The 22,788-nt window shown below is 57.9% G+C and carries 23 protein-coding genes; 9 read left to right on the top strand and 14 right to left on the bottom strand.

What is annotated here, in order from left to right:
• Nucleotides 1-116: 116 nt before the first annotated feature.
• The 6 genes from WNY39_RS00515 to WNY39_RS00490 form a co-directional block, all read right to left on the bottom strand.
• Complete coding sequence (locus WNY39_RS00515; protein WP_342843186.1) at nt 117-440, bottom strand: TraR/DksA family transcriptional regulator; 324 nt, start codon at nt 438-440, stop codon at nt 117-119.
• Between the two features lie 67 nt (nt 441-507).
• Nucleotides 508-720 (bottom strand): DUF2892 domain-containing protein, encoded by a 213-nt coding sequence (locus tag WNY39_RS00510; RefSeq protein ID WP_342843184.1) that lies wholly within the window; start codon nt 718-720, stop codon nt 508-510.
• A 23-nt stretch (nt 721-743) separates the two neighbouring features.
• Nucleotides 744-1,214 carry a Crp/Fnr family transcriptional regulator gene (locus tag WNY39_RS00505; protein ID WP_342843182.1) on the bottom strand — a complete coding sequence of 157 codons (471 nt, stop codon included), beginning with the start codon at nt 1,212-1,214 and terminating at the stop codon, nt 744-746.
• A 60-nt stretch (nt 1,215-1,274) separates the two neighbouring features.
• Nucleotides 1,275-2,126: an NAD(P)H-hydrate dehydratase gene (locus tag WNY39_RS00500; protein ID WP_342843180.1), complete on the bottom strand. Its 852-nt coding sequence runs from the start codon at nt 2,124-2,126 to the stop codon at nt 1,275-1,277.
• Nucleotides 2,127-2,215: 89 nt separating this feature from the next.
• A complete protein-coding gene (locus WNY39_RS00495; protein WP_342843178.1) occupies nt 2,216-2,515 on the bottom strand; it encodes a chaperone modulator CbpM in 300 nt (99 codons plus the stop codon).
• Between the two features lies 1 nt (nt 2,516).
• Complete coding sequence (locus WNY39_RS00490; RefSeq protein ID WP_342843177.1) at nt 2,517-3,452, bottom strand: DnaJ C-terminal domain-containing protein; 936 nt, start codon at nt 3,450-3,452, stop codon at nt 2,517-2,519.
• Between the two features lie 155 nt (nt 3,453-3,607).
• On the opposite strand from WNY39_RS00490, the gene WNY39_RS00485 reads away from it, so the two are divergent.
• Nucleotides 3,608-4,444 (top strand): universal stress protein, encoded by an 837-nt coding sequence (locus WNY39_RS00485; protein WP_342843175.1) that lies wholly within the window; start codon nt 3,608-3,610, stop codon nt 4,442-4,444.
• A gap of 97 nt (nt 4,445-4,541) precedes the next feature.
• On the opposite strand, the gene WNY39_RS00480 is transcribed toward WNY39_RS00485, so the two are convergent.
• Complete coding sequence (locus tag WNY39_RS00480) at nt 4,542-4,751, bottom strand: hypothetical protein (protein ID WP_342843173.1); 210 nt, start codon at nt 4,749-4,751, stop codon at nt 4,542-4,544.
• Between the two features lie 240 nt (nt 4,752-4,991).
• Between WNY39_RS00480 and WNY39_RS00475 the strand changes: the two genes are divergently transcribed.
• From WNY39_RS00475 to WNY39_RS00445, 7 genes are all read left to right on the top strand, one after another.
• Complete coding sequence (locus WNY39_RS00475; RefSeq protein WP_342843172.1) at nt 4,992-5,564, top strand: HdeD family acid-resistance protein; 573 nt, start codon at nt 4,992-4,994, stop codon at nt 5,562-5,564.
• 95 nt (nt 5,565-5,659) lie between these two features.
• Complete coding sequence (locus WNY39_RS00470; RefSeq protein WP_342843170.1) at nt 5,660-6,277, top strand: hypothetical protein; 618 nt, start codon at nt 5,660-5,662, stop codon at nt 6,275-6,277.
• Nucleotides 6,278-6,405: 128 nt separating this feature from the next.
• On the top strand, nt 6,406-8,259 hold the full coding sequence (locus WNY39_RS00465) for a heavy metal translocating P-type ATPase (RefSeq protein ID WP_342843168.1): 1,854 nt from the start codon (nt 6,406-6,408) through the stop codon (nt 8,257-8,259).
• A 222-nt stretch (nt 8,260-8,481) separates the two neighbouring features.
• Nucleotides 8,482-10,197: an alpha/beta fold hydrolase gene (locus tag WNY39_RS00460; RefSeq protein WP_342844326.1), complete on the top strand. Its 1,716-nt coding sequence runs from the start codon at nt 8,482-8,484 to the stop codon at nt 10,195-10,197.
• 38 nt (nt 10,198-10,235) lie between these two features.
• Nucleotides 10,236-11,633, top strand: a complete 1,398-nt coding sequence (locus WNY39_RS00455) for a bifunctional enoyl-CoA hydratase/phosphate acetyltransferase (RefSeq protein ID WP_342843166.1) — start codon at nt 10,236-10,238, stop codon at nt 11,631-11,633.
• Nucleotides 11,634-11,904: 271 nt separating this feature from the next.
• Nucleotides 11,905-13,029 (top strand): site-2 protease family protein, encoded by a 1,125-nt coding sequence (locus WNY39_RS00450; protein WP_342843165.1) that lies wholly within the window; start codon nt 11,905-11,907, stop codon nt 13,027-13,029.
• Nucleotides 13,030-13,109: 80 nt separating this feature from the next.
• On the top strand, nt 13,110-14,648 hold the full coding sequence (locus tag WNY39_RS00445; RefSeq protein WP_342843164.1) for an ATP-binding protein: 1,539 nt from the start codon (nt 13,110-13,112) through the stop codon (nt 14,646-14,648).
• Here WNY39_RS00445 and WNY39_RS00440 read toward each other — a convergent pair.
• Nucleotides 14,618-15,376 (bottom strand): response regulator, encoded by a 759-nt coding sequence (locus WNY39_RS00440; protein WP_342843162.1) that lies wholly within the window; start codon nt 15,374-15,376, stop codon nt 14,618-14,620. The two genes, WNY39_RS00445 and WNY39_RS00440, sit on opposite strands and share 31 nt — an antisense overlap.
• Nucleotides 15,377-15,543: 167 nt before the next feature.
• Between WNY39_RS00440 and WNY39_RS00435 the strand changes: the two genes are divergently transcribed.
• The gene (locus tag WNY39_RS00435; protein ID WP_342843161.1) at nt 15,544-16,227 is read left to right on the top strand and encodes a helix-turn-helix domain-containing protein; all 684 of its coding nucleotides are present in this window, start codon (nt 15,544-15,546) and stop codon (nt 16,225-16,227) included.
• Between the two features lie 98 nt (nt 16,228-16,325).
• On the opposite strand, the gene WNY39_RS00430 is transcribed toward WNY39_RS00435, so the two are convergent.
• The 6 genes from WNY39_RS00430 to pstC all read right to left on the bottom strand — a co-directional run bounded on the left by WNY39_RS00430 (nt 16,326) and on the right by pstC (nt 22,755).
• Nucleotides 16,326-17,498 (bottom strand): hypothetical protein, encoded by a 1,173-nt coding sequence (locus WNY39_RS00430; RefSeq protein ID WP_342843159.1) that lies wholly within the window; start codon nt 17,496-17,498, stop codon nt 16,326-16,328.
• A 220-nt stretch (nt 17,499-17,718) separates the two neighbouring features.
• Nucleotides 17,719-18,408 (bottom strand): phosphate regulon transcriptional regulator PhoB, encoded by a 690-nt coding sequence (gene phoB, locus WNY39_RS00425; RefSeq protein ID WP_341235232.1) that lies wholly within the window; start codon nt 18,406-18,408, stop codon nt 17,719-17,721.
• A 4-nt stretch (nt 18,409-18,412) separates the two neighbouring features.
• Nucleotides 18,413-19,120, bottom strand: a complete 708-nt coding sequence (phoU, locus tag WNY39_RS00420) for a phosphate signaling complex protein PhoU (protein WP_341235233.1) — start codon at nt 19,118-19,120, stop codon at nt 18,413-18,415.
• A 4-nt stretch (nt 19,121-19,124) separates the two neighbouring features.
• Entirely contained in the window at nt 19,125-19,922 is a 798-nt protein-coding gene (pstB, locus tag WNY39_RS00415; RefSeq protein WP_342843157.1) for a phosphate ABC transporter ATP-binding protein PstB, read from the bottom strand.
• Between the two features lie 17 nt (nt 19,923-19,939).
• Nucleotides 19,940-21,280, bottom strand: coding sequence for a phosphate ABC transporter permease PstA (pstA, locus tag WNY39_RS00410; RefSeq protein ID WP_342843156.1), 1,341 nt, complete (start codon nt 21,278-21,280; stop codon nt 19,940-19,942).
• Nucleotides 21,277-22,755: a phosphate ABC transporter permease subunit PstC gene (pstC, locus tag WNY39_RS00405; protein ID WP_342844324.1), complete on the bottom strand. Its 1,479-nt coding sequence runs from the start codon at nt 22,753-22,755 to the stop codon at nt 21,277-21,279. Before pstC ends, pstA begins: the two co-directional genes overlap by 4 nt.
• Nucleotides 22,756-22,788 lie beyond the last annotated feature (33 nt).

The following is a 22,788-nucleotide window of genomic DNA, read 5'->3' as shown; positions in this document are numbered from 1 at the left end:
ACCCTAAGTTATCGTGGTGACGGGTGCCATGTCTTTTCGCTTTGCTCCCCAAGCATTCTTCGGAACAAAGCACAGACAGGCCGATGCAATTGACTATGTGAACGGGGGCCGAACTGCTAATGATTTGCAGCGCAGTCCTTGCAAAGCGGCGCATATAGAACAGCGGCCAAGCGCGCCTCCGAAATCTGCGCGCCGCAGTTCTTGCAAATGCCATAGCTGCCGTCTTTGATCCGCTCCAAAGCGAGGTTGAGCAGCGCAATTTCCTTTTGCGCCGCCATCCCGATGCCTTCCAGCACCTCGTCATCCTCAAGGTCGATCGATTGGTCGTTCATATCCGGCGATTTGGGTTCTCCCAGCTCGTCATCGACCTCGTGCATACGGGCATCTAGTTCTTGCAGGCGCGCCTTGATCAAGTGGGCGTAATGAGCGTGGTCAAGCATGTTTCATCCTCGATATGTATGTGATCACCCTTTTGCGGGTGCCGTTAATGTGGCCGCCGCACCCCTGCTATAGTTTGCAGGTTGAGATGCCAAAGATGCGGTAAAGCGGGCAGAACCGGAAAAGCCCGGTGATCACGAGGATAAAGCCAACGGCCATGCTGCCGTATGAAAGCACTGCACTGCTCCAGACGGCGGGGATGTTCAAAAGCGGCGCGACGATCAGCGCAAGACCAAGAATGATCCTGATGACACGGTCCAGATTTCCAAGATTGGCGTTCATGATACTCTCCATTTCTAAGGGGGTTAGTGAATGTGGGTTGGTCGATCTCTGACGGGGCGGTCGTGTTTTCGCACCATCAGGTCTGCCATACGTCGGGAATATGACGCGAAAACAAAGGCCCGGAACGCTTTGGACTCTGACATCAGCGCGTCAAAGATACGGCTAGGGATCAGGACCGCCTCGACATCGGTTTCGGCAATGGCATGGGCAGAATTTCCGCGATAGGCCAGCAAACAGGCCGTCGTCAGAACGCAGCTTTCGCCAGCCTGAATGTGATAGGATACAGTTTCGCGACCGGCGTCAGAATACAGCTGCACCCGAACGGTACCCGTCACGACAAGCAGCAGGTTTTCGCCTGCGTCATCCGCGCCAGATAGCGCCGCCCCAAGGGGCCGTTTTATCATGCGGGCATGGCGGTCAAGCTGGGCCGACACATGGTCAGAGATGCCCGCCAAATCCGGAAATGCCGCGCGCCATTCGTGTGTTATCACCATAATACATCACCTGTGTTTCGATCAGATTAGACGACGAAGCACAGCGTGGATTGATCTAGGTCAACGCAGCAGTTTGGGCAGCATTTCAGGCAGATCTTCTGCAATCAAACCGGGGCCAAATGCCTCTGCACAGCGAAAATGCAGATTGGCTGCGATGCAGGCCGCGTCAAACGCGTCAAAGCCACGGGCCAGCAAACCAGTGATGAACCCCGCCAACACATCCCCTGATCCGGCGGTTGCCAACCAGCTGCTGTGTTGAAACGGCGCGGACGATACGATGACGGGCGCATGATCCGGTCCTGCGATGACGGTGTCTGGCCCTTTGAACAACACCACACAACCGGCTTTTTCAGCGGCGCGCTGCGCTAGGGTCACGCGGCAGGATGTTTCCTCGAACGCTTTGGGGATGAAACGGCGCAGCTCGCCCTCGTGCGGGGTCATAACGCTTTGCCGGTTCGAAATCTCGGGCAGCGGGTTTGAGGTGTGGGATAAAAGCGTAATCGCGTCTGCATCGATGCACATCGGCACCCCCAGCGTCAGCGCCTGCCCCAGTAGCGTTTTGCTGGCAGATGACAGGCCGAAATTCGGGCCAATGCAGATCGCTTGCGGCTTGATCGCGCTTAGATGGTCCTGAAAACCGGCATCATCCGCATAGGGTTTAACCATAATCGCGTTTAGCTGGGCGGCATGTTCGGCCACCGCATCAGCGCGACACACGATACTGACCAGCCCTGACCCAATCCGCAATGCCCCGCGCGCGGCCAACCGCGCGGCACCACCTTGGCCAAAGGGGCCGGAAACGACAGCGCCATGACCATAGCGATGCTTATGCCCCGCCCCCGATTTGCCAAGCGACTGCCAATGGTGATCCGCCATTTCAAAAACGGGGGTTTCGTTTTCGGGATTGGTCATGTGCGGCTTTCAATTGATGGGCGGAATGCGCCTGGACACAGCGGTACATAGGGCACAACAATACGATGTCACCCGGTGACCAATACCAATCAAATCGGCTCGTGCTGTGCAAGGCGACGCATGATCGCGTCACGTTCCTCTAGCAGATCCAGCACCAACGCAACCCCTGCAATATTGATACCCAAGTCACGATTTAGCCGTCTGGCCTTTTTCGCACGGGCGATGCTTGCCCCGACAAAGCGCCAGTTCCCGCTGCTGCTGCCCATGGGGTCGATTACCCCATGTTCGACCAATTCAATTACCCAGGTTTCGTCAGCCTGACAAAATCGACATAGGTCAGGCAATGACAGCGCATCAACAACATCAGGCTTCATTGTTGTCTTTTTCATTTCATTTCCCTCCAAAACCGGCCCGCGGATCAAAGGCCATCTCTTTAGCCATTTTCTCGAAGAACGCGCGGGCCTCTTCCGTTTCAACCTTTGGATTTATGATTTTCAGCGTGGCATAGATGTTGCCCGCCGGGGTGCCGGGCAGCCCCTTGCCTTTCAGCCGCATTTTCTGGCCGGACCGCGCGTTTTTGGGGATGCGCAGATCAACCTTGCCGCCGGGGGTGGGCATGACCACGTGACCGCCCAATGCGGCCTCCCATGGGGCGATGGGCAGATCAAGGTACAGGTCTCTGCCATCGGCCCGGAAAATCGGATGCGGTGCAAAGGCGACCTCAAGAAACAGATCACCTGCGGCCTTTGCACCCGGCGACCCTTGACCGGCCAGCCGAATATGCTGCCCTGCCGAAATCCCCTTGGGCACATGCACCGAAATCTTGCGGTCCTGCATGGTCACAGTTCCGTTCGGACCGACGACCGGCGATCTCAGACTCAATGTACGATCGGCACCGCTATAGGCATCCTCGATCGAGATCTCGATACGTCCGTGGCTGTCTGCACCCCGACCCGATCCCATGCCCATGCCGCCAGTTGGGCCAGAGCCCCTGCGGAATAGGTTTTCAAAGAAGTCGCTGAACCCTTCGTCGCTCTGCGGGCCGCCGCCAGAAAACTCGAAATCGTTGTCCCAACCGGGGGGCGGCTGATAGCGGCCTTGCGATTGCGGGGGCTCTTTGCCCAGTTGATCATAGGCGGCGCGGCGTTCGGGGTCTTTTAAAACCTCATAGGCCTCGTTCACATCTTTGAACTTTGCCTCGGATTCCGCATCAGGGTTGATATCAGGGTGGTATTTGCGCGCCCCCTTGCGGAACGCCTTTTTGATCTCGTCATCCGTTGCGCTGCGCTCGACGCCAAGCACCTTGTAGTAATCTTTGAATTCCATTTGCCAATCGTCCAATTGATAGCTTTGGATTTTATAGTGTCATGAAATTTCGGTCACCGTTTGATCTGTGTCATTTTACCCGCTTCGGCTGATGTTAGCCTATAGATCACAGCCCCAGCCCCTTGCCCGGGCGCATTTTTGGAACGGAGAATAATATGAAGCGCCGCACGATATTATATGTGATGGATATCAACACCCCCGACACCCTGATCAGCGAGGCCGCCGAAGCCGCCGCCGTGCAAGACAACCGATTAATCTGCCTGATCTTGGGCGCATCGCCGTTCATTCCGGTTTATGTATCCCCGTACGGGGCCGGTGCCGTTCCGGACAATTGGGCCGAACTGGTCGCCGAGGTCCAGCAAACGCAACAAGACCGCGTGCAAGAGGTCGAAGCCCTGCTGGCCAAAAGCAACGTGCCGGGCGATGTCCAATCGGTGATCTGTGCCACAGCGGACGCAAAACACGCTGTCGCACGGGTCGCACGCGTATGTGACGAGGCCTATCTGGCCGCAAACCTACGCGACACACCAGACTTCCTGCGCGAGGCGGCATCGGGCGTGTTGTTCCATTCGCCAATCGGGCTTCGCATCAACGGGTCCACCGCGGACAAGGTCGCGCGTGTTTTCGTGGCATGGGATGACAGCGAAGCGGCGGCAAGTGCTGTGCATGCGGCCCTGCCCTATCTGATGGCCGCAAAAGAAGTCGTGATCGCCAGCATCGACCCGCTGATGACCGCCCAAGGCGATGGCCAAGACCCCGGCACCGATGTCGCCGCATGGCTTAGCCACCATGGCTGCAACGTCACCGTTTCGCAGTACCCAAACGGCAAGCTGTCGGTTGAGAAATGCATCCAGGACCGCGCACAGGAGTTCGGGGCCGATCTTGTGGTGATGGGGGCCTATGGCCACGCGCGGATGGTTCAGGCGGTTCTGGGTGGCACGACACGGTCGATGATCGAACAAACTGTCCTGCCGGTATTCCTGGCACATTAAGCCATTTAGACGACGCATACCCCAAGACCATCAAAGCGGGCCGCAAAACTATAGCGGCCCGCATTTAACATGTTTCTAGGTCGCCCGTTCTCGAACTCTAAATTGGGAAATTTCCGTTATCGAAGGGATCATACTCCGGGTCTTCGGGCGCGGTATCCGGTTGCGGCACCTCGGTCGGGGTCGGGTTTTGATCTGGATCCTGCGGCCCTGTTGGCTGCGGCGGTTCTGCCGCCGGTTCAGGGTCATTTGGCGCAGGTACTTCTTTAGGCGGCGTATCGGACGGCGGGCGGGGATTTTCAGGCGGCATGGTTTTTCCTTTGCTTAAGATCGGCCCAAACTACCGCGCCTGCGCCAGCCCCGACTTGATCGGCGTCAAGTCACGCCGCCGACGATTGATGTGCATCAATCTGAAGTAGCACGAATCGGATACCTGTTTACTTGGGTGCCAAAGCGTACCGACCCAACCCCTAACCGATTTCCTCAGGGCCGTTTCGTTGTCCGGTTGCGATAGCGCAAATGCCCCCACGTGCAACTTTGGAGACTTTCCATGACTATGAACTCTGCCGACGACCTCCCATTCGCTGACGGCATCAAACGCGGTCGCAACGTGATGATTGCCCTTGGTGTTGTGATGATACTGGTGGGCTTTGCGGCCATCGTCTTTCCCTTGATCAGCACCTTGGGTGTTGTCTGGATGACCGCCGTTATGCTGATTATTGCCAGCATCGCCCAAACCATCGGTGCCTTCAGCTATCCCAAATGGAGCGGGGTCATCCTTGGCCTTTTGGTCGCTGCGGTGTGGCTGATCGCTGGTTTGTATTTGCTGCTCTTCCCTCTCGAAGGGGTGTTTGTCCTCACAATCATCCTTGCCGCGATGTTTCTGGCCGAAGGGGTCATCAAGACCGTCCTTTCCTTTCGCATGCGGCCACTTTCAGGCTGGGGATGGCTTTTGTTTGACGGTCTGATCACCGCCGTTTTGGGGGCCGTATTGGTTTGGCAGATGCCTTCCGCAGCACTTTGGGCTTTGGGGACGCTTGCCGGGATCAGCATCATGATCTCGGGCTGGACATTGGTGATGATCCCCATCGCAGTCAGCAAGGCATTTGGTGATCTCACATAATTCGGGTCAACCGATCTGTCAGAATATCAACCCGCCTTGGACATCGGGTTTCTACCCACGGCAAATATTTCCAAGGCATGCTCTAGGAGAGTGACATGAAAAAGAAAAACGACATTTCCCCCTATGAAGAATGGGTCAAAAGCCGCCTCGACGAGATGGAAGCGGTGTTGAAAGTCTTTGAAAACACTGCCGAAGACGTCAAAAAAGACACCCGTAAGACCGCCGAACAGGCGATAAAGGACATGAAAAAACACCGCGATGCCTTCAAGAAAAAGCTGAAGGCTGAATACAAAGACGACGCGAAGACGTGGGACCAGACAAGCGCGAAGCTCGAAGCGGAATGGGACGCATTTGAGGATGATGTAGAGGCCTATTGGAAGAACGTGGGCGAAAAGACGGATGCCATCGAAGACACCTTTAAAGCACAGGCCGAGGCCCAGCAAAAAGCCTGGAGCGATGCCGCAGAGCGGATCAAGCAAGCCACCGCCGACTTTAAGGCAGAACGCGATGCCGAGGTCGATGCAGCCGTCGCCAAAGCGGATCATATTGCTCAGAACGCCGGGGCCAAGCTTGAGAATATGGGCGACGCGGGCAAAGCATCATGGGCCGCATTGCGCTCCGCTTTGAATGAATCCCGGTCGGCTTTTGATACAGCCAATGCAAAGGCCCAAGCAGCGTTCAAAGACGCGTTGAAAAAGCACCGGAAAACCTGAACCGCTTGGCCCCAATCATCTGGGGCCATACGATAACAGTATGCCCGAACGGGGTGGCGGAGTATATTCAGTCCGGCACCCCGTTTTGCTGACCCCAAAGATTACTATGACCAAGGAAACAGAGCCATATGAAACGCGCAACCGATGACCTCGTGAAAATTGCGTTGCTGGTCTGCGCTGTTTCGGGGCTCGTCTTGGGCATTGCCTTATATCTGGCCGGGAAAAGCGATCTGGCGACGCTGTTTTGGGTCATCGGTGTGGTACCGGTCCTGATCGCCCTATTGGTCGAGATTTTGCGCAGCTTGTCGCGCGGTGACGTCGGGCTCGACATTGTTGCAGCGCTGTCGATGTCTGCTGCCCTTGCCTTTGGCGAAACCCTTGCGGCGGCTGTTGTCGCGGTGATGTATTCCGGCGGCACCTTTCTGGAAATCTTTGCCCAAGGCCGCGCGCGCCGCGAGATGCACGACCTGCTGTCGCGGGTGCCGCGGACGGCAACGCGCCATAAAAATGGCAGCCTTGAAGAAATCCCTTTGGATGAAATCGAACCGGGTGATCTGCTGTTGATCCGCAAGGGCGACACGGTGGCGGTCGACGGCACGGTCGCCTCTGACATCGCTTTCGTCGACACCTCGGCCCTTACCGGGGAATCCTTGCCAGCCAAGCTATCGCGCGGCGATCCGACCCTCAGCGGGTCCACCAACGCGGGCGAACCGTTCGAACTTACCGCGACGCACCGCGCCAGTGAAAGCACCTATGCAGGCATCATGCGGCTGGTAGAGGAAGCCCAACGATCCAAAGCGCCCATGGCACGGCTGGCTGATCGTTGGTCGCTCGGCTTTCTGGTGGTGACGGTCGCAATCGCCTTTGCCGCGTGGTGGTTCACCGGTGATCCGATCCGCGCCGTGGCCGTGCTGGTGATCGCGACACCCTGCCCGCTTATCTTGGCCGTGCCGGTGGCATTGGTGGCGGGGCTGTCACGCGCCGCGCATTTCGGGGTTCTGATCAAAGGGTCCGGCGTGCTGGAAAAGATGGCGCGCATTCAGACGCTGATCTTGGATAAAACCGGCACCTTGACCGACGGGCGGCCGCGCATCGTCGCAATTCAAACCCATACCGACATTTCCGAGGATGACATACTCGGCCTTGCCGCAGCGCTTGACCAGACCTCGACCCATCCCGTCGCACAAGCCATCGTCGCCGCTGCAAAAGCACGCAACCTCCCGCTTCCCTTTCCGTCACAGGTGGTCGAGGCACCTGGCGAAGGCCTTTCGGGCCGTATCGACGGGCGCGATGTCATCGTCGGTGGCGACGGGTTTGTGACCCATCAGGTGGGTGCCACAAGCAGCAGTGATCTGTCACGTACGGCGGGATCGGTTGTCGTTGCTGTGGCCGTGGACGGTGCGATGGCAGGGCATTTGGTGATGGCGGACCCGCTACGCGAGGGGATTTCAGCCATGCTGGCCAGCCTGCGCCGGATCGGGGTTGGCCGGATCATGCTTGCCACAGGCGACCGGGCCGCAGTGGCGGAACAAGTGACCAAGGATTTGGGGCTCGACGCGATCAGGGCCGATCTGACACCTGAACAAAAGGTGCTGCTGGTGCTGACCGAACGCAAGAACGGGCCGGTGATGATGGTTGGCGATGGGGTAAACGACGCCCCTGCCCTTGCCGCCGCTGACGTGGGCGTGGCCATGGGCGCACGCGGGGCTGCGGCCTCGGCCGAGGCGGCGGATGTGGTGCTGCTGATCGACCGTGTGGATCGGCTGGCCATGGGGATGGATATCGCGGGGCGGTCCCGTGGCATTGCCCTGCAAAGCGTGGTTGCGGGGATCGGATTATCGGTCATCGGCATGATCGCTGCGGCCTTTGGATATCTGACACCCGTCCAAGGCGCGCTGATCCAAGAGGTGATTGATGTGGCCGTTATTCTGAATGCCCTGCGGGCCTTGCGCATCACGCCCCCTGACCCGACCCTTTCCTGAGCAGATAAAATAACGCCTTGAGGATTGACGCAGGTCAATTTCATACCGGCGGATCAGGTGTATCCCACTGATAGGTTCACGTTGGTTGGAAAGGGCAGGAAGATGGCAAATGTCGCCGCACTTCATAATGAAACACCCGTGGCACCGCGCCCCAGCCCCCGGGCGGAGCCGACCTTCTATTCCGATCCGGATCTGGAGCGCCGCTCGCATATCCACACAACGATGGAACAGGCGCTGGACAAAGGGCTAAAGGCCGCTCAGGCGCGTTTCACTGGCGGCATATCCCCTATCGCCCTTGCGGCTGCATATGCAGACTGGGCTTTGCATCTGTCCTCGGCCCCCGGCAAACAGCTTGAGCTGCTTGAGAAAGCCGGCAAGAAAATATGGCGATTCACCACCCATGCCGCCCGTTGCGCCCAGAACCCGAACACGGCCGAAACCTGCATCACGCCGCTGCCGCAGGACAAACGGTTCAAGGATGAAGCGTGGCAACAATGGCCCTTCAACATGATCTCGCAGGGTTTTTTGCTGAACCAACAATGGTGGCAGAACGCGACAACTGGCGTGGCCGGGGTCACCCGCCAGCATGAAGACGTGGTGACATTTGTCACGCGCCAGATCCTCGATGTTTTCTCCCCCTCAAACTTTGCGCTGACCAACCCCGAGGTGCTGGCCAAAACCGCAAGCGAAGGCGGGATGAACCTGGTGCGCGGCTGGCAGAATTTCCTTGAGGATGCGACGCGGGCCAACAGCGGCGAAAAACCTGTGGGCCTTGAGGACTTTAAGGTCGGTGAAAATTTGGCAACGAGCCCCGGCAAGGTGGTGTATCGCAACCGGCTGATCGAACTGATCCAATATGCCCCGACAACCGATAAGGTGCGGCCAGAACCCATTCTGATCGTCCCTGCGTGGATCATGAAATACTACATCCTTGATCTAAGCGCGGAAAACTCCTTTGTCCGCTATCTGACGGCGCAGGGGTTCACGGTTTTCATGATCTCGTGGCGCAACCCTGATGGCGCTGATCGCGATCTGGGCATGGATGATTATCTGTCCAGCGGCGTGATGGCGGCTGTTAATGCGGTCGATACCATAACGGGCGGCGAGCACATTCATGCCATCGGGTATTGTCTGGGTGGCACGCTTTTGTCGATTGCGGCGGCGGCGATGGCACGTGACAATGATGCACGGCTGGAAAGCCTCACGCTTTTGGCGGCACAGGTTGATTTCACCCAAGCGGGTGAATTGACGCTGTTCATCAATGACAGCCAGCTGGCCTATCTTGATGATATGATGTGGGACAAAGGCTATCTTGATACCAAACAAATGGCGGGTGCCTTCCAGCTTTTACGCTCGAACGACCTGATCTGGTCGCGGGTGATCCATGACTATCTGATGGGTGGCCGGTCTGAGATGAACGATCTGATGGCTTGGAATGCGGATGCGACGCGCATGCCGTACAAAATGCATTCGCAATACCTGCGCCAACTGTTTCTCAACAACGACCTGGCAGAGGGACGGTTTCTGGCCGGTGGTAATAACGTTGCGATTACCGATATCCGCGCACCCGTCTTTATGGTCGGCACCGAACGCGATCATGTCGCCCCTTGGCATTCGGTTTATAAGTTCAACCTTCTGTCCGATACCGATGTTACTTTTGTTCTGACCAACGGCGGGCATAACGCGGGCATCGTATCCGAACCCGGCCACCCGCACCGCCACTACCGTATGCGCGCCAAACACAAGGACGCGCCCTATCACGATCCCGACCGGTGGTATGCCGAGGCCGATGTTGTTGACGGATCGTGGTGGCCCGCCCTTGTGACGTGGCTGGGCGACAAATCCGGCGATCCGGTACCGCCGCCCCCGATGGGCACCCCCGACGGCAGCTATGCACCGCTGTGCGACGCCCCCGGCACCTATATTTTTCAGGAGTAACACCCGATGCGAATGACAGCCCCCAAAGGGACGCTTTGATGCAGTTTATCGAAAACCGCACCTTCGACGAGATCAAGCTGGGGGAAAGCGCCGAATTGACCCGGACGCTGAAGCCTGCGGATATCGAGCTGTTTGCAGTCATGTCGGGCGATGTGAACCCTGCGCATGTGGATCAGGAGTATGCCCATTCTGACATGTTCCACAAAGTTATCGCGCACGGGATGTGGGGGGGCGCGCTGATTTCTGCGGTTTTAGGCACGGAACTGCCGGGACCAGGAACCATCTATCTTAACCAGAATTTGAAATTCTTGCGGGCCGTCGGGCTGGGTGACACGGTGACGATCCGTGTGACGGTCACGGCGAAAGACGCCACACAGCACCACGTGACGCTGGCCTGCCTGTGTACCAACCAAAGCGGTGAAACCGTGATCGAGGGCGAAGCAATCGTCGTGGCCCCAACCGCCAAAGTCCGCCGCCCCCGCGTTGTGCTGCCAGAGGTCCACCTGCACGAGCGCGGAAGCCGCTTTGCCGACCTGATCAACGCGACATCTTCGCTTGCACCGGTGCGCACTGCCGTTGTTCACCCCTGCGATGCCGCGTCTTTGAAAGGCGCGCTTGAGGCCGGTGAAAAAGGTATCATCATTCCGGTTCTGGTGGGGCCTCAAGCCAAGATCGAAGCCGCAGCACAGGATGCGGGCTGCGACCTGACTGGTATTGAAATCATCGACGTGCCCCACAGCCATGCCGCCGCCGAACAGGCCGTGGCGCTAGCTCGCGCCGGCAAGGTTGATATGTTGATGAAGGGTAAGATCCACACCGATGAGCTGCTGAAACCCGCCTTGGACAAGGTGACAGGTCTGCGCACCGAACGCCGGATGAGCCATATTTTCGCGCTTGATGTGCCGACCTATCCCAAGCTTTTGCTGATCAGTGACGCGGCGATCAATATCTTTCCCGATCTGTCGGCCAAACGCGACATCGTCCAAAATGCAATCGACCTTGCCATCGCACTGGGCATTGACCTGCCCAAGGTCGCGCTGCTGTCAGCGGTCGAGACTGTGACCGCCAGCCTGCCCTCGACCGTCGATGCGGCGGCCCTGTGCAAAATGGCGGATCGAGGCCAGATTACCGGCGGGTTGCTGGACGGGCCGCTTGCATTCGATAACGCCATTTCCAAAGCCGCAGCAGAGGCCAAGGGCATCGTTTCCGATGTCGCTGGACAGGCCGATGTTCTGATTGTGCCTGATCTGAATTCCGGGAACATGATTGCAAAGCAGTTGATCTATCTTGCCGGGGCAGATGCTGGCGGGGTCGTGGTGGGCGCACGCGTTCCGATCATCCTGACCAGCCGCGCGGATGGCGTGTTGTCCCGCATCGCGTCCGCCGCCATGGCGCAACTGATGGCCCATGCCGCGCACCCCGCCCCCATTCCATAAGCGGCTCGTATCTCACGCCTCCTGCCCGCTATGCCCCTATGCCAGATCACATTTTCGCGTGCGACGGCTGGTAACCACCGTCGCATTGATCTTCATCAACCCGTTTTTGAGAAATCAAACTAGCAAAGGGGGAAACAACGCGAGGAGGAAGGCAGCATGACCAAAAGCACAAGGCGCAAACAGCGATCAAGCGGTGCGACCATAAGCACGAAACACGCTGCGGCTTGCCGGTTCATGCGCGACCAAAACCGAATGTCCGACGGGAAAATTTATGTGGGGTAACGCCATAAAGATCGCGCAACTGCGCGGGTTTGATATCAAGATCGACGCCAGCTGGGTGCTGATCGCCGCGCTCATGGTCTGGAGCCTTTCAACGAGTTATTTCCCCAGCCAACTGCCCGACATCGACCAACCGACCGTATTGACGATCTCGATCATCGCGATGCTGGGGTTGTTTGGCTCGTTACTGCTGCATGAATTGGCCCATGCCGTCGTCGCACGGCGGTTTGGCGTTCGGGTGTCGGGGATCACCTTGTTCCTCTTCGGCGGCGTTGCAGAGATGCAGACAGAGCCCCTGAGCGGCAACACCGAATTCTGGATTGCCATCGCCGGTCCTGCGGCCAGCGTCGCCATTGCCCTGGCCTTTTGGTTTACCGAGCTGTTGGCGTTTTTCGCAGGGCTACCGGATACGGTGCAGTCGGTCCTATCCTATCTGGCCATCATAAACTTGGTCCTTGCGCTGTTTAATCTGTTGCCCGCCTTTCCAATGGACGGCGGTCGCGTCTTGCGCGCGTGGCTTTGGGCGCGGTCTGGCGATTTGCTGGCCTCAACCCGCACGGCGGTCACGATCTCGACCTTCTTTGCCTACGGGCTTATGGCGCTTGGCCTTTATGCTGTGTTTTCGGGCTCGGCGGTTTCAGGGCTCTGGCCCGTCCTGATCGCGCTGTTCTTGCTTGCAACGTCACGCGCAACCTTGACCCAGATCGAGACGAAGACCGCGCTGGACGGGCGCACAGTGGCCAGCCTGATGACCCAAGACCCGTGGACCGCCGACCCCAGCCTGTCCCTGTCGGAACTGGTGAACCGGGTTTTCCTCAAGCATTCCATCAGCTTTGCCCCGGTTGTCGAAAGCGGCACGCTGTTGGGCTATGTTGATACGCAGATTGTCCACAAGATCGATCGCGAACACTGGACCACCACCATCGTCGAAGACGTGGTAGAGCCGACGTCGCAAGAAAACACGGTGCCCTATGATATGATGGCCTTGGATTTGATCAAGCTGATCCAAAAAACCGGCCGGCGCAAATTTCTGGTTGTGGGGGCGCATGGGCTTGTCGGGGTGATCACGCTTTCAAATATGATGGCCCTGTTAAACGTTTCGCGGGATATTAGGTAGCGCGTCCCGCATATGTGTGAAAAACTGGTCCAGTATTTTCGGATACAATCGGCCCATGTTTTTGACGCGGAAGTGAACAGATGGAAATTGAGGACGACGGCGCTGTCCTGCTTGCACTACTTGATGCGGCAGTTGACGCCATTCTGATCTCGGATCAATCGGGCAAAATTTTGCGCCTGAACAAGGCCGCTGCGAACCTATTCGGGCATACAGTCGAAGACCTGACTGGTCAGAATGTGAAGGTCCTGATGCCACAAGACATGGCCGTGCGACATGACGGTTTCCTGCGCCACCACCTTGAGACGGGTGAAAAACGGATCATCGGGCTGGGCCGCGATGTCGAAGGGATACGCGCGGATGGCACGACCTTTCCGCTGCATCTGTCAGTCGGGCGCGCGGATATCGCGGGCGAAGTTGCCTTTGTCGGTATTTTGCACGACCAATCGCGCAGACGCGCCGCCGAGGAAGCCGCCGCACGGTCTCAACGCATGGATGCCATCGGGCAAATGACCGGTGGTATTGCACATGATTTCAACAACTTGCTGGCCGTTGTGATCGGCAACCTCGAACTGCTAGAGATGGACGAGACCCGCGAGAAAAGCCGCGCCATGATCACTGACGCCCTTGAGGCGGCAGAGCTGGGCGCAGACCTGACATCACGGCTGATGGTCTTTGCCCGCACCACCAGTCTGAAGCTTGAGACCATCGCGATGAACGATGAGGTATCCAAAGCTGTTTCCATGCTCAGGCGGACAATCGGGGCGCATGTGAGTGTCGAGGCCGCGCTGGCCAACGATTTATGGCACACCCGCGCCGATGCAACACAGCTGCAAACCGCCGTTCTGAACATGGCCTTGAATGCGCAGGATGCGATGCCCGAGGGCGGCAAGGTGTTTTTCGAGACCCGGAATGTCGTGCTGGACGATTCCTATATCGCGCAGGAGATCGGCATCGAAACCGGCAGCTATGTTCGCCTGTCGGTCAGCGACACCGGCGAAGGCATGTCGCCCGAAACCCGCAATCGCGCGATGGAGCCGTTTTTCACCACAAAACCAACCGGCGAAGGCACCGGTCTTGGCCTGTCGATGGTCTATGGGTTCGTCAAGCAATCCGCAGGTCACGTCACGATTTACAGCGAGCTGGGCCAAGGCACCACAATCAGCCTGTATTTCCCCGCCTCTATGGATGCCGATACCAAAGAGGTCGCCAATAAAGACAATGACCAAGCCTATGAAGGTATCGGTACGGACCGGTTGATCCTCTTGGTCGAGGACGATGTTCGGGTGATGCGCCTCTCCAAGGCCCGCCTCCTGGCCTTTGGGTTCCGGTGTGTCACGGCCGAAACCGCTGATGCGGCATGGGCCATCTTGCAAGAGCGCGACGATATCGATCTGGTGTTCACCGATTTGGTGATGCCCGGGAAAATGACCGGCCATGACCTTGCCCAGCGGATCGCCGCGGAAAAGCCGGATCTGCGGGTGCTGATGACATCAGGGTTTTTCGAGGGCGTGCTGCGCGCGGAAGACATCGGTGCCGAAACCGCGATCCTGCGCAAACCCTACCGTCAGGCCGAACTGGCCCAAGCGCTTCAGGCGGTGTTTGAGGACACGCAACCCTGATCAACCGCACGCGCCGTCAACATGTAGCCGATCCCGCGCACTGTTTTAATCAGCACCGGCCGCGACACGTCGCGTTCGATCTTTTTGCGCAGACGCGCCACCTGATTGTCGATGGTTCGATCCAACGGTGCCCAGTCATGCCCGCCAATCAAATCCATCAGTCTGTCACGTGACAGCGGCTTTTGCGGGTTGTCCAAAAACGCCGCCAACAGCTTGAAATCGGCGGTCGTCAGCTCGCAATGCTGGCCCGTCCGGTCAATCAACAGCATCTGGTCCAGCCCGATTTTCAAACCGTCCAGATCAAGCAACCCGTCGTTTGACGTTGCTTTAGGGGCAGGCTCAACCGCCACAGGCGCGTGCCGTTCAGCGCGACGTAAAACCGAATGCACCCGCGCCAACACTTCGCGCACGTGAAACGGTTTGGTCAGATAGTCATCGGCGCCCAGCTCTAACCCGACAACGCGATCAATCACGTCGTCCTTTCCGGTCACCATAATAATCGGAACTTCGTGATCGCGGCGTATTTCCCGGGCGACGTTCAGGCCGTCTTCGGCACCCAGGTTTAGATCAAGGGTCACCAGATCGGGCATATCGGTTGCAAAGGCATCGCGAACGTCTTGCGATGTCATCGCCTCGTCCACAATGTATCCGTCCCCCTCCAGACAGCGCCGAAGGAGCGTACGAATTTTGGCATCGTCATCGACGACAAGGATTCTTTGCTGCGCCATGGCTCCAATCATCTCCTACGTCGATCATACTGACAGCGTCATAAATTTCCACCCGCATAAGTGGAAGCCGCGTCAGGATACAATCAGTTACAATTTGATACAGTGATGCGCGTCTTGCTGCGACCAATACTTGAGAAAGTGCCCCTAAGCAAATTGGGGAATGCAACATGTACGTAACACTTTCAAGCGAATCTACTGCGGCAAATCAGACATTGGCACCTAGCCTGATATTTCAGGCACCAGCACCACAGCAGCAGCAAAGAAGCTATGCAACCGGCACGCACCTGTTTCACGAGGGCGACACAGCCAACCACGTCTATGAGGTAAAAACAGGTGTTTTGCGCCTGACGCGGGTGCTTGAAAACGGCCGCCGGCAGGTTATTGCCTTCGGTTTGCCCGGCGATATCATCGGGTTTCCCAACGGCGACGCGCATCACACAGATTGCGACGTGGTCGCCACAGCCGAGATCGTAGCACACCGCCGGTCCACCTTGGAAACCGGTGCAGGCGACCCCGAGACACATCAACGTCTTTTGCACGCCGCCCTGCGCGAGATCAGCGCCATGCAAGACCATTTCATGATGCTTGCCCGCAAATCCGCGTCCGAGAAAGTCGCCTCGTTCCTTTTGGCGATTTCCAACCGGACCGGATCACCACGTGGCAACTTCACCACGTTTTCACTGCCCATGAGCCGCGCTGACATCGCCGATTTCCTAGGTCTCACCGTTGAAACGGTCAGCCGCACGTTCAGCATTCTGCGCAAGGATGGGATCATCTCGCTTGAGACCCCTCAAACCGTGCTGGTGCTTGACATGGAAGCGCTGCTGGATGCGTCACAAACCGACGACTAAGACCCTCCTACCCCCATATTCCCTGATACTATCCGTAATGACCGCTGACAGCTCAGTCAGCGGTCATTACTTTTTTGCGGGCGGCGATCAGCGCCCGATCACTGCGGCGTATCCAGAACCGGGCCGGCATCGCTGTTCATCCGATCGAAAAGCGCCATCGACATGCCGCCGATCCCCAGCAAGACGAGTGCAAAGTTGGCCATCCACCCCAGCACGGGAATGAAGTTCAACAGCGACGCCACCGTAACGCCGATCACAAGCGCCACCAGCCGCACCCAGATTTTCGGGTTCTCTTCTGATCCAAAGCTGTGCAAGACGCGCATCGTCAACGCATAAGCCCCCAGAATGTAACCCAGCGTCCAGATCGCCACCAAACCAAGCAGCACAATCGGTACGAGCGGCAGACCAATCACCGTCAAGGCGCTGATCGGGACCAGCCCGAACAAGATAGACAGCCCCAGGGCACCAAACAGCAGCGCCTTGCCAGGCCGTGCTTCGATCTTGCGGCGCAGATGACGCACGCGGTTGGGCACAAGCGCCAGAAACAGCGCACCAATCACCACAAAGAAACCTACGGTTACCAGAAACGCCCCAAGCACCGACATAAAGGTCGGCAGAACGGGGTATTCCCAATCAGACCACATCTCTTGCGCGCCTTTCATCACATCACTGCGGTGGTAGGGTTCGAATGTAATGCGGTCGGCCGATACCACGCTTTCGGGAATGTCCATGCGGGTCGGTGCAGAATAGGTCAGCGCGCCGCCAATGCGGGCATCCTTGCCGAACACCAAGGTTTCTCCCGTCAGGAAGACGTCGCCATCCACCTGCGCATCCAGCGTCACCGTACCCCCGACAGCCATGACCGCGCCGCCGACGGGCCCTTCAATCGTGACCTTCGCCCCGGTCAAACGCGCATTGCCAGCGACCTCGGCGTCAGGCGCTGTCCTGACGCTGAAGCCCGATGCTGTTAAATCGCCCGCGACACTGCCCCGCAGGCTGACGGAAAAGCCCATGAGGTACAGGTCGCCACCCGTTGCGGCATCTGCGTCTACGTCAAACCCCACGGCATGTGCGTCCTCGGCAATCTTGCCCTGCAAGGTAACAGTTGCGCCGGTTGCGAACACGTCGCGCCCCGCCTGAAACGGTGCCGTGCTTTCGCCCGCCCGGAATATATCACCGCCAAACGTGCGATCTGTGGTCTCTGCCATGGTTTGGCCCGCGATCACCATCGCGGCGCAGGCCGTTAAAATTCTAATGAGTCCGATCATCATCAATCTCCTCCAATACGTATATATCCGCAGGGTACGTGTGATGGTGGGCATCGGAGTTGATCGGGATCAAGTCGGAGGCGCGGCGACTTGGCACGTACTGAAGAAAACAATTAAGTGGTTATACTTCAACTACTTGAGGCGAAAAGATGATGTTACACATCAACCTTCAACACGGCTCTCGAAGTCATCTATTTCTATTTAAAATCAACGCTCTAAACAGCTAACCTAAAGCATATCCTGCACCGCGGACCGTGCGGATCGGATCTTCACCCCCATGCTGGGTCAACGCTTTGCGCAGACGTGCGATGTGCACGTCAACCGTGCGGGTATCCACATAGATGTCGCGGCCCCAGACGTGATCGAGCAGCTGATCGCGGCTGAACACGCGGCCCGGACGTTCCAGCAATGTAACCAGTAAACGGTATTCCGTCGGCCCCAGCTTCAACGCCTGCTTGGCGCGGTTCACACGGTGGGTTTCGGGATCAAGGGTAATGTCATCAAAGCTAAGCGATGTGCCCCCGCTTGCCGGGCGCACACGCCGTAACTGCGTCCGGACACGGGCCATCAATTCACGCATGGAGTACGGCTTGACCACATAGTCATCCGCGCCGGTTTCAAGGCCGCGCACGGTGTCGACCTCCTCGGACCGGGCCGACAGCATGATTACGGGAATATGGCGCGTGTCCTCGCGGGTTTTCAACTGGCGGCAAACCTCGATCCCGCTCAGCAGCGGCATCATCCAGTCCAGGATCACCAGATCGGGTAAGGCTTCGGCGACCAGCAGCATCGCTTCTTCGCCGTTTTCGGCGCGCCGCACCTCGAACCCTTCGGATGTCAGGTTATAGGCCAGAATTTCACGCTGTGCCGGTTCGTCTTCAACCAACAATATCTGAGGATGCGCCACAGACATGCGTTTACCCCTTTAGCTTGGTCGAGGTATCGTCGGCCTTTGGCCTGTCCTCATCCGGTTGCGTGCCGGTGACCAGATACACGACCTGTTCGGCAATCGACGTCACCAGATCCCCCATGCGTTCCACGTTTTTGGCGATGAAATGCAGGTGCATGCAGGATGTGATGTTGCGCGGGTCTTCCATCATAAAGGTCAGGAATTCGCGGAAAAGCGCGTTGTACATTTGGTCCACGTCTTTGTCGCGCGCGATGACGTCCATCGCCAGCTCGGCGTCGCGTTGCACATAGCTGTCCAGCGCGTCCTTCAGCATCGCCTCGACGGTTTTACACATCCGCCGGATCGCGCCGGTGCTATCGCTAACCTCGGGCAATTGCGCCAGAACCGTGTTCCGCTTGGCCATGTTTTTTGCATAGTCACCAATGCGTTCCAAGCTGGCGCTGATCTTGATTACGCTTAGGATCAGACGCAAATCAATCGCGGTCGGGGCGCGCAATGCGATGACGCGGGCGGCCCGTTCGTTAATCAGTTCTTCGAGCGCATCAATGGCTTTGTCGCCATCACGCACCTGTGCGGCCAGTTCTTCATCGCGGGCCTCAAGCGATTGTGCGGCAAGGCGAATGGCGTCTTCGACCATCCCGCCCATTTTCATGATCTGCGCCTGAACGCTTTCCAGATCGCGGTCAAAGGCTGATGCAATATGTTGATCTGACATGATATTATCCAATCCGGCCTGTGATATAGCTTTCCGTCCGAGGGTCCTCGGGCGATGTGAAAATCTTGTCTGTTTCGCCGTATTCAACCAAGTTTCCCAAGTGGAAGAACGCGGTTTTCTGGCTGACCCGGGCAGCTTGCTGCATCGAATGGGTGACAATCACCACAGAATAATCCTGACGCAGCTCGTCGATCAGCTCTTCGACCTGCGCGGTGGCGATCGGATCAAGCGCGGAACAGGGCTCATCCATCAACAGCACTTCGGGTTCGGTCGCAATGGCGCGGGCAATACACAAACGTTGCTGCTGCCCCCCCGACAGGCCCGTGCCGGGCGCATGCAGGCGGTCCTTGACCTCGTTCCAGATCGCGGCACGTTTCAGCGCACGCTCAACAATATCGTCCAGCTCGCTTTTGTTGCGGGACAGGCCGTGGATGCGCGGGCCATAGGCGACGTTGTCGTAGATCGATTTGGGGAACGGGTTCGGCTTTTGAAACACCATCCCCACCTTGGCGCGCAATTGCACCGGATCAACGCTGCTGTCATAGATGTCTTCGCCGTCAATCAGGATGTCCCCTTCGACGCGGCAGATATCAATTGTGTCGTTCATCCTGTTGATACAACGCAAGAAAGTTGACTTGCCACAGCCCGACGGCCCGATAAAGGCGGTGACGGTTTTGTCTTGGATTTCGACCGAGACATCCTTGATCGCGTGGTTGTCACCGTAATAGACCTGCACGTTACGGGCCGAGATTTTGATCTTATCTGTGGTCACGTCCATCTCCGAAATAATATAATCTTTCATTGCCTTACCGTCCATTCTTACCAGCGCCGCTCGAACCTGCGCCGCAGCATGACGGCGATGGCGTTCATGGTGATCAGGAACACCAGCAGGATAATGATACCACCCCAAGCCCGTTCATAGAACGCAGGGTCGGCGCGTTTGGCCCATTCGTATATCTGCGCAGGCATGGCCGAGTTCGGGTCCATCAGGCCCGACGCGATCCCGTCAGGCGGGTTAGACGCGATAAAGCCGACCATACCGATCAACAGCAACGGCGCTGTCTCGCCCAAGGCCTGTGCCAGACCGATGATGGTGCCCGTCAGAATGCCCGGTGCGGCCAAGGGTAGCACGTGGTGGAACACCGATTGCATCTTGGACGCGCCAACCCCCAACGCCGCATCACGGATGCTGGGCGGCACGGATTTGAGCGAGGCGCGGGTCGAGATGATGATCGTGGGCAAGGTCATCAGCGTCAGCACCAAACCACCAACCAGCGGGGCCGAGTTTGGCAAATGCATATAGTTGATGAACACGGCGAGACCCAAGATACCAAACACGATAGACGGCACAGCGGCCAGGTTCGAGATGTTGACCTCGATCACGTCGGTGATCCAGTTTTTAGGGGCGAATTCCTCGAGGTAGATCGACGCGGCGACCCCGATGGGCAGCGCCAGCGCCAGCACCACCAGCATCATGAACAGCGACCCGATCATCGACACGCCCATGCCAGCGGCCTCGGGCCGGGCATCGGAGGCGTCTGCGCCCGTGATGAACGCAAGGTTAAAGCGTTTTTCGAGCGATCCATCGGCAATCAGCGCATCGACCAGATCAAGCTGTTCAGCGCTGATGTTTTTGTCGTTGGCGATGCTGGCGCGGGTCACGCGCCCCTTAAGGTACCCATCCACACGGCTGTTGGTTAGGAACCTGAATTCAACCGACGTGCCGATCAGATCCGTGTTCGCCAGCACAAAGTTACGCAATTGCGCGGCGGCGTCTTTGGATAGAATAGCCGCCATTGCTTTGGGCTTCAGATCGGTGGTCACACCGCTGTCTGCGACTTTTTTCTCAAGTGCGGCGGCCATCAGCGGGGCGTATCCAAAGGTTGATACCTTTTTGATATCCGCCAGATCGCGGTTACCCTTTTTGTCCAGCTTTGCCTCAAGCAATTGGACATCCAGCGTCAGGAATGTCTGTTGAAACGCGCCCGCGCCACGGCCGATAATCGTAACCAGCAAGATCACCAGCATCAGCAGCCCCACCGTAATCGCCGCGATGCCATAAGCCTTGAACCGGGTTTCCGCGCGGTTGCGTTTTACGGTACGCGCGTCTTGGCGTAGCAATGAATTTGGCGGCGTGGTCGAATTTGACATGTCGGTCATTCGTACTGCTCCCGGTATTTGCGCACGATATAAAGCGCCAGCACATTCAGCCCCAGCGTCAGCACGAACAGTGTCAGGCCAAGGGCAAAGGCAACAAGGGTTTCAGGGCTGGCAAAGTCGGTATCGCCCGTCAGCTGGCTGACGATGCGGGTGGTGATCGTCGTCATCGCCTCGAGCGGGTTTGGCGATACGCGGGCAATGGCCCCTGCCCCCAACACCACAATCATGGTTTCGCCAATCGCGCGGCTGGCGGCGAGCAGGATCGCGCCCACAATGCCCGGCAGCGCCGCTGGCAGCACAACCTGACGGATGGTTTCGGAATGGGTGGCACCCAGCCCGAATGACCCGTCGCGCAGCGATTGTGGCACCGCGTTGATGATATCGTCACTGAGCGAGGAAACAAACGGGATCAGCATGATGCCCATCACCAAACCGGCGGTCAGCACCGATGTGGCACCGCTCATCCAATCCAGCCCCAGGTAGCCATCCTCGCCCCGGCCAAACAGTTTGACCAGAAACGGCCCCACCGTCAGCAGCGCGAAAAGACCGTAAACAATCGTGGGAATACCGGCGAGGATCTCAAGCAGTGGTTTGGCGAAAGCGCGGACTTTGCTGTTGGCATATTCCGACAGATAGATTGCCGCGAACAACCCGATGGGCACAGCCACCAACAGCGCGATGATCGAGATATAGAGCGTCCCCCATAGCAGCGGCAGGATCGACAGGTCGCTGTCACCGCGAAAGTTCGGTGCCCATTTCGAGCCCAGAAAGAAATCCTGCCACGGGTGCAGTTTAAAGAAATTGATCGATTCAAACAGCATCGAGAACACGATGCCCACGGTCGTCAGGATCGCCAAGGATGCCGCAAGGATCAGTAGGCTAAGGACGAAGCGTTCGACCATATTGCGCGCGCGGAACGTTGTTGTCGTCGACCACAGCGCGATCAGCAGGCCCGCAACGGCGATCACTATCACAGTTGCAATCATCAGCCATTGTCCGGTCGATTGCATACCGCGATAGCGCTGCGCTGCGGCCAGAACCTCCGGCCCTACGTCGGACCCCAAGGCGACCCCTGTATCAGCAAGCACCGCGCGCACATCGTCGGCAGCGGTCAGGTTCTTGGCAGCATCGGCGGTGAGTGCACCGGTCTGCACGGCACCGTCCAGCCCGTCGGCCACGCGGCGCACGTCGCTCATCACCAGATTAACGGATGACCCTTCGGAAATCGCGCTTGGCGGGATCAGGTCGATCACCGCGTTCTGCACCAGCATCGGTTGGATTAAAAGCCAGATCGCCAGCACAAACAACGCCGGGATCGCCGTCAGCATTGCGGCGTTATAACCATAGTAGTTGGGCAAGGAATGCAGTTTGCGGGCGTCGCCCCCTGCCGATGACATCGCGCGGCTGCGCGCGGAAACAAAGGCAAATACCGCCAGTATCAGGATCACAAGAACAAGCAGCGTGGTCGGTGCCATATTAAGAAGATTGCTCACGAATGGCCCCCAGTC

The sequence above is a fragment of the Sulfitobacter sp. AS59 genome, assembly GCF_038899995.1.
In the GTDB taxonomy this organism is placed as follows: Bacteria; Pseudomonadota; Alphaproteobacteria; order Rhodobacterales; family Rhodobacteraceae; genus Sulfitobacter.
Note: the sequence above shows the minus strand (reverse complement) of the source record. Positions and strands in the feature narration are given on the sequence as shown.